The sequence below is a fragment of the Vibrio splendidus 12E03 genome (assembly GCF_000272105.2).
Lineage (GTDB): Bacteria > Pseudomonadota > Gammaproteobacteria > Enterobacterales > Vibrionaceae > Vibrio > Vibrio splendidus_I.
This window is the reverse complement of the sequence record NZ_AJZD02000333.1, coordinates 1-8,196: the sequence shown is the minus strand read 5'-3', so window position 1 is coordinate 8,196 and position 8,196 is coordinate 1. Positions and strand designations below refer to the sequence as shown.

Sequence of the window (8,196 nt, the reverse complement as noted above, 5' to 3'; positions counted from 1 at the left end):
TGTTTGCATCAACCGTCTCTGTACCGTCAGATACTGAGAAGTCCAGACTTACTTCGCCATTGAAGTTTTCATTTGGAGCGAAGGTGTAAGTACCATCACCATTATCAGTGAACACACCCTCTGCGCCTGTGTAAGACACATCAGCAACTGAAAGCTCATCACCATCAATATCAGAAGCACCCGCTAGCAGTTGCTCGTCTGTAAAGGTAAGTGAACCACCTTCTTCAATGGTGTAAGCGACATCTTCTACAACCGCGATGTCATTCACTGGATTCACAGTAAGGTCGGCCGTTGCAACAACCGTTTCAGTACCATCAGAAAGGTCGAAGCTAAGGTCAATATCACCATTAAAGTCGGCATCCGGTGTAATAGTAAATGAACCATCATCGTTTGCCGTAACGGTAGCGTTATCACCCGCGGTTAGATTAGCCGCGGTAAGATCATCCCCGTCCACATCCGATGCTTGAGCCAGCAGTTGCTCTTGGCTTAGCGTGATTGAACCATCTTCATCCACTGAGTAAGCCAAGTCACCTGACACTGGTGCATCGTTAACCGCGATAACTTCAATACCCGCAGTGGTTTCAGCCGTTGCACCCTCTTCATCAGCAACAGTCACATCTAGGCTGACATTGCCGTTAAAGTTTTCATTTGGAGCGAAGCTGTAAGTACCATCACCATTGTCAGTAAAGATACCGTCTGCGCCTGAGTAGGAAACGTCGCTAACGGATACATCACCTTCAATGTCTGAGCTGTTCGCAAGAAGCTGCGCTTCAGAAATGGTAATCACGTTATCTTCGTCAACGCTGTAGGTCGTTGAACCTGCAACCGGCAAGTCATTAACAGCAATGACGTCGATACCTGCGGTTGTTTCAGCGGTTGCGCCATCTTCATCCATAACAGAGACATCAAGACTGATGTCACCGTTAAAGTTTTCGTTTGGAGCAAAGGTGTAAGTACCATCACCATTATCAGTGAATACACCATCAGTGCCGCTGTAGCTTACATCGCTGACAAACACTTCCCCTTCAACATCCGAGCTATTCGCCAGAAGTTGTGCATCGCTTAGCGTGATACTGCCGTCTTCTTCAACGCTGTAAGCGGTGGTTCCAGCAACCGGTACGTCATTAATTGGCACAACTTGAACATCAATATTTGCCGATACAACATCGGTACCGTCACTGACATCGTAAGTTAGGTCGACGCTGCCATTGAAGTTCTCATTTGGAGCGAAGGTATAAGTGCCATCGCCGTTATCCGTAAACACACCTTCGGTGCCTTCGTAGTTAACAGATTCAACAGAAAGGTCGTCGCCATCGATATCCGTTGCACCAGCGAGTAACTGCTCATCAGTGAAGGTTAATGAGCCATCTTCATTGATGGTGTAGTCATGATCGTAAATAACCGAAAGGTCATTAACTGCTGTTACGGTAACGTCAAGTTCCGCAGGCGTAACCCCACCGTTGCCATCGTCCACGTTGTAGCTAATGGAGAATTCACCGTTGAAGTTCTCTTCCGGTGTAATGGTGTAAGTGCCGTCACCATTGTCAGTGATAAGAGCGTTCTCAATTGAAACATCTCCAACACTTGGTTCGTTACCACCCGTCTCGCCAGAATCATCACCTTCATCGCCGGTTAGCAATTCAGAGATATCAATGCCGTTTTCATTCGCGAGCGCTTCTTCTGCCGTTGGCAAGTCGAATGCATTTTGAGTGCCTACATCTTGGCTTGGAACAATAACACCGTTCACGATATCGAATACATGCCAGTGGTCACCCGATGGGTTTTCAGATAAGTCAGGACTAAAGGTTTCAACCAATGTATCGCCAACAAACACCTGAACCTGTACATCTTCAACACCATCCACATCCCAACTTCTGCTGGTGTAGTTGTGTACTGAATAGTGCATATCAGCATCTTGATAATTTGGAATAGTGATGGTTTCAGGACCACCGCCATTCGTGTCATCCACATCTTGCTGAACGACATTACCTTCGCCCAAATCGTGGCTCATGTCGCGATAGTAAATGTGGTCTAGCTCATTGCCATTTTCTGTATCGTAGAGCCATAAATGGTTGTCCATATCACGTGGGCTTTCACCCCATGTGACCACGATACGCATATCTGTTTCTTCAAGTACTTCCGATATTGCGGTTACGCCACCGTTGGTATCTTCACCAGCTGGAACTAGGAAACTACTGGTAATAGAGCCGTCTTGTTCAATAGTAACGGTACCTTGGTCAACAACAGGACCGCTTACAGAGTAGTTACCGGATTGATCCGTCACCGCTGTGTAAGAGTGACCCGCGTTGTCGGTTAACGTCACATCCGCACCTGCGATTGGATTGCCGGTTTCAGCATCCAACACGGTACCGGTTACGGTTGTTTCATCACCCGGCTCTCCGATAATTGCGGTCATGTCATCGTCTTCGATGTCAGTTGCGAATTGTAGGAGTTCTTCTTGGGTAATGGTGTACGAACCATCCTCTTCAATGGTTATCGCCACATCAGCAGAAACAATTGGCGCGTCGTTAACTGGATCAACGGTTAAGCCCAAGTTAGCGGCAATTGGTGTGTCGCCATCGCTGATGCTGTAGGCAACATCGATGTAGCCATTGAAGTTCTCGCTTGGAGTGATTGAGAACGTGCCATCGCCATTGTCGACAATCGTTGCATCGTCACCCACTAAGGTTAAGTCGGAAGCGACAAGGTCATCGCCCTCAATATCAGCGGCATTCGCAAGTAGCTGCTCCTGCGTGATAGTGATGACATTATCTTCATCAACGTTCGCGTAAACATCGGATGTTGTTGGCAAGTCATTGACTGGGTTTACCGTCAGATCGGCGTTCGCCACAATTGACTCAGTGCCATCCGAAATATCAAAGCTTAGGTCGATATCACCATTGAAGTTAGCATCCGGCGTTACCGTAAAGGTGCCATCGCCATTATCAACAACGGTTGCATTATCGCCTGCACTTAGGTTGCTTGCGGTCAGGTCATCGCCATCCACATCAGAGGCTTGAGATAGCAACTGCTCTTGAGTCAGAGTAATCGAACCATCTTCATCAATGCTGTATGCCAAGTCACCCGATACTGGTGGATCGTTAATTGGAAGAACATCAATACTTGCGCTGGTGGCTACTGTCGCACCGTCTTCATCTGTCACCACTACATCGAGGCTAACATCGCCATCGAAGTTTGCGTTCGGTGCAAAGCTGAATGTGCCGTTACCGTTGTCAGTAAAGATACCGTCAGCGCCTGTGTAAGTAACGCTATCAATCGCCACTTCGCCTTCAATATCCGAAGAGTTCGCCAACAGTTGCTCTGCACTGATCGTGATAACTTCATCTTCGTTGACTGAGTAACTGGTTGAGCCTGCGATTGGCGGATCGTTAACCTCAAGTACGGTGATTCCCGCGGTGGTCGCTTCTGTTGCCCCTTCTTCATCGGTAACAACAACCGCTAAACTCACATCACCATTGAAGTTCTGGTTTGGCGAGAAGGTGTAAGTGCCGTCACCGTTGTCTTCGAACACACCGTCACTGCCAGTGTAAGTCACGCTATCAATCGCAACCTCACCTTCAATGTCTGAAGAGTTGGCTAACAGCTGTTCGTTACTGATCGTGATTGAGTTGTCTTCATGCACAGTGTAAGACGTACTACCCGCCACTGGTGGATCGTTCTCAGGCGTCACGCTCACATCAATGTTGGCACCAACCGTATCTGTACCATCAGAGACTGTGAAGCCAATATTCACATCACCATTGAAGTTCTCATTTGGAGCGAAGCTGTAGCTTCCGTCGCCATTATCAGTAAGAACGCCATCAGCACCCGTGTATGTCACACCTTCTACCGTTAAGTCATCACCTTCAACATCAGTTGCACCTGTTAACAGGTCAGCGTCAGTGAAGTTAAGAACCCCATCCTCACCAATAGTGAATGCTTGGTCTTGTGGCTCTGGCGCGTCATTAACTGGTGTTACCGTCAAGTCTAGGCCAGCAGCGACCATCTCTTCCCCATCGGAGACATCGTAACTAAATTCGATATTACCGTTGAAGTTTTCACTCGGAGTAATGGTGAAGCTGCCATCGTCGTTCATTTCAACGGTCGCATTTTCGTCATTAGTGGTTAGATTGATTACTGATAGGTCATCACCATCAATATCGACAGCGTGCTCTAGCAACTGCTCTTGAGTTAGCGTGATACTGTTGTCTTCGGCCGTAACGGCACTGATATCACCATCAACTTCTGGAGCATCATTCGCTGGCGAGATGTGAATCGTCACATCTTGCGTTGCCGTTGCGGTTGTTCCTGTATCAACATCCGTTGATGTCGCATTGACCGTTAGTACCACATCACCATTGAAATCACCTGAAGGGATAAACTCAAGTCCTGCAAGTTCTTCTGGCTGTAGAGACCACGTGCCATCGCCGTTGTCGGTACCTGCAGAAAGCGAACTTCCCTCTGGTACATCTTCAATCAAGATAGCGAGATTTTCTGAACCATCGGTATCGGTTAACGCCGCATCAATATCCAGTGGTACTGGCGTATCTTCGGTACCAATAATTTGGTAATCCGCATCAGACACTGTGATTTCAATGTTATCGATGCCAAACGACTCATCACTCACACCTTGGTTCAAGGTTGAACCGAAGCCTAACTCAAGTTGGCCATCTTCAACTGGTACCGTTAGGTTGATTTGGTGTGCTTGGTCGTTCCAACCACTGAAGCCTTCACCTTGCGACACGCCGTGAACGACTTCACCCACTTCATTGCCAGCGGAATCGTACAACGTTGTCGTGCCATCTTGAGTTTGGAACGCCGAGTTGTCTAACGAAGTAAGCTCTTCGCCGCCGACAAAGATTTGGAATGACTCACCATCCCAAGAATCAATTTCATAGAAGCTAAACGAAATATTAACTTCGCTCACATCACTTGGAATGTCGTAAGTTTTGCTGACTGCTTCATCGCCACCAGTGCCACCAATACGACCTAGCATGTCTCCTGATTCGAAGCCTTGTGAGCTTTCAGCGCCCGTATTCCAGCCGTTCGAGCCAGACTCGAAGTTGTCTGAAGCAATCACCAAGTCAGACGCAATCGACAGCTCTGGCATATCAACCACAGATTGAACATCAATCGTCGCTTCTGCTGGTACTATCGCTGTACCGTCATTCACGTCGAAGGTCACATTCACATTGCCGTCGAAGTTTTCATTCGGAGCAAATGTGTAGGTGCCGTCGCCGTTATCAACCAGTGAACCACTGTCAGAAGCGACATTTTCAACCGATAAATTATCGCCATCAATATCGCCTGCATTTTGCAGCAGTTGCTCTTCTGTGAAGGTAAAGCTCGTGTCTTCTTGAGTCACAAACTGTGGCTCACCGACAGTTGGCAAGTCATTGACAGGGTTAACGGTAAGATCAGCCGTTGCTTGAAGCGTCGCATCACCATCGGTAATGTCGAAGTTCAAATCAATGTCGCCATTGAAGTTCGCATCTGGTGTGATAGTAAAGCTACCGTCATCGTTTGCAGTGACGGTCGCATCACCACCAACGGTCAGGTTAGCCGCTGTTAAGTCATCGCCGTCAACATCACTCGCTTGAGCAAGTAATTGCTCTTGGCTCAACGTAATTGAACCATCTTCGTCCACGCTGTACGCCAAGTCGCCCGATACCGGAGCATCGTTCACAGGCAGAACATCAATGTTTGCAGTGGTAGCTGCGGTTGCGCCGTCTTCATCGGTCACTACTACGTCTAGACTTACGTCACCGTCGAAGTTTGCGTTTGGTGCGAAGCTGAATGTTCCATCGCCATTGTCAGTAAATATGCCGTCAGCGCCTGTGTAGTTAACGCTATCAATCGCCACTTCACCTTCAATATCAGAAGCATTCGCCAACAGTTGCTCTGAACTGATGGTGATAACTTCGTCTTCGTTCACTGAGTAGCTGGTTGAACCCGCAATTGGTGGATCATTTACCTCAAGTACAGTAATACCCGCGGTTGTCGCTTCTGTTGCACCCTCTTCATCGGTAACGACAACATCTAGGCTAACTTCACCGTTGAAGTTTTCGTTTGGTGAGAAAGTGTAAGTACCATCGCCATTGTCTTCAAAGACACCGTCTGTGCCAGAGTAAGTCACGCTATCAATCGCAACCTCACCTTCAATGTCTGAAGAGTTGGCTAATAGCTGTTCGTTACTGATCGTTATTGAGTTGTCTTCATGAACGGTGTAAGACGTGCTACCCGCAACAGGCGGATCGTTCTCTGGTGTCACGCTGACATCAATGTTGGCTTGAACCGTATCCGTGCCATCTGACACATCAAAACTGAAGTTCACATCACCATTGAAGTTCTCGTTTGGCGCAAAGCTGTAGCTTCCGTCGCCATTATCAGTAAGAACACCATCCGCACCTGTGTAAGTAACGCCTTCAACCGATAGGTCATCTCCATCAATGTCTGTCGCACCTGTCAGCAAGTCTTCATCAGTGAAACTCAAGACGCCGTCTTCGCCAATGCTGAACGTTTGATCTTGTGGTTGTGGAAGGTCATTAACTGGGTTAACGGTTAGGTCAGCCGTCGCAACAAACGTATCTGTACCGTCGCTAATGTCGAACGTTAGGTCAATGTCACCATTGAAGTTCGCATCAGGGGTAATGGTAAAGCTGCCGTCATCGTTAGCAACAACCGTCGCGTCTCCATCAACAATCAAGTTAGAAGCAGTAAGGTCGTCGCCATCTACATCACTGGCTTGAGAAAGAAGCTGCTCTTGGCTCAACGTAATCGAACCGTCTTCCTCAACACTGTATGCTAGGTCGCCTGATACTGGTACATCGTTGATTGGTAATACATCAACCGTAATAAACGTATCAACTTGAGCGCCGTCTTCATCTTGAATGGTTACATCCAATTGAACTTGGCCGTTGAAGTTTTCATTCGGTGCAAAGCTACATGTGCCGTCACCATTGATGGAGAAGATGCCGTCAGGGCCATCGTAGTTAATCTCGACGAGTTGTACATCACCTTCGATATCAGATGCGTTCAATAGAACTTGAGTCTCATTGAAGGTCAGTACAGAATCTTCATCGATAGTGTATGACGTTGGACCAGCCACAGGAGGGTCGTTTACCTCAAGGACTGTAATACCCGCGGTAGTCGATACGGCAGCATCATCTTCATCAACCACGACAACATCTAGGCTAATTTCGCCGTTAAAGTTTTCGTTTGAAGAGAAGGTATAAGTACCGTTGCCGTTGATTTCCAACACACCATCACTGCCACTGTAGGTGACGCTATCAATTGCCACCTCCCCTTCAATATCCGAAGAGTTCGCTAATAGCTGTTCGTTACTGATCGTAATGGAGTTGTCTTCATGAACGGTGTAAGACGTGCTACCCGCCACTGGAGGATCATTCTCTGGCGTCACGCTGACATCAATGTTAGCAGTTACCGTATCGGTACCATCTGATACATTGAACGAGAAGTTCACATCGCCATTGAAGTTTTCGTTTGGCGCAAAACTATATGTGCCATCGCCGTTATCTGTGAGAACACCGTCTGCGCCAGTGTAAGTCACACCTTCAACACTTAGGTCGTCCCCTTCAATGTCCGTTGCACCCGTTAATAGGTCTTGGTCATTGAACGTTAACACACCGTCTTCACCAACTGTGAACGCTTGGTCTTGCGCTTCTGGACCATCATTCACTGGTGAAACGGTTAACTCAAGATTGGTAGAGACAACATCATCACCATCCGATACATCAAATGTGAAGTTAACATCACCGTTGAAGTCAGCATCTGGCGTTAATGTGTAAGTACCATCACCGTTATCGGTAATCGTAACGCTCTCATCATCAGTTGCTAAATTCAGAGCGGTCAGCTGGTCGCCATCGAGATCACGAGCATTAGCTAACAAGTCTTCTTGCGTAATGATGATAGAACCATCTTCTTCCACAGTTGCAGCAACAGGAAGTGCTTCAGGTGCATGTTCAATGTGGGCGCCTGTCGCGTTAATGTAGATGGTTTGAGAGACCGTTTCAGAATCATCATTCGATAGCTCTGTTGCGGTTGCGGTTACATGAACTTCAAGCTGCTCGTTGAAGTCTTCTGGTAACTGGATTTGTAGCGCATTTTCGATTGCCGTTGTTGGTAAGTTCACCGTACCATCAGGGCCAACCGTCACTTCACCGCTGTAAATTTGGC

Annotated in this window: 1 protein-coding gene; it reads right to left on the bottom strand. The window is 47.6% G+C overall.

Going from position 1 to position 8,196, the window contains the following annotated elements; translation table 11 throughout:
- On the bottom strand, positions 1 to 8,196 hold an 8,196-nt coding region (locus A142_RS21570), incomplete at both ends, for a tandem-95 repeat protein (RefSeq protein WP_019825726.1).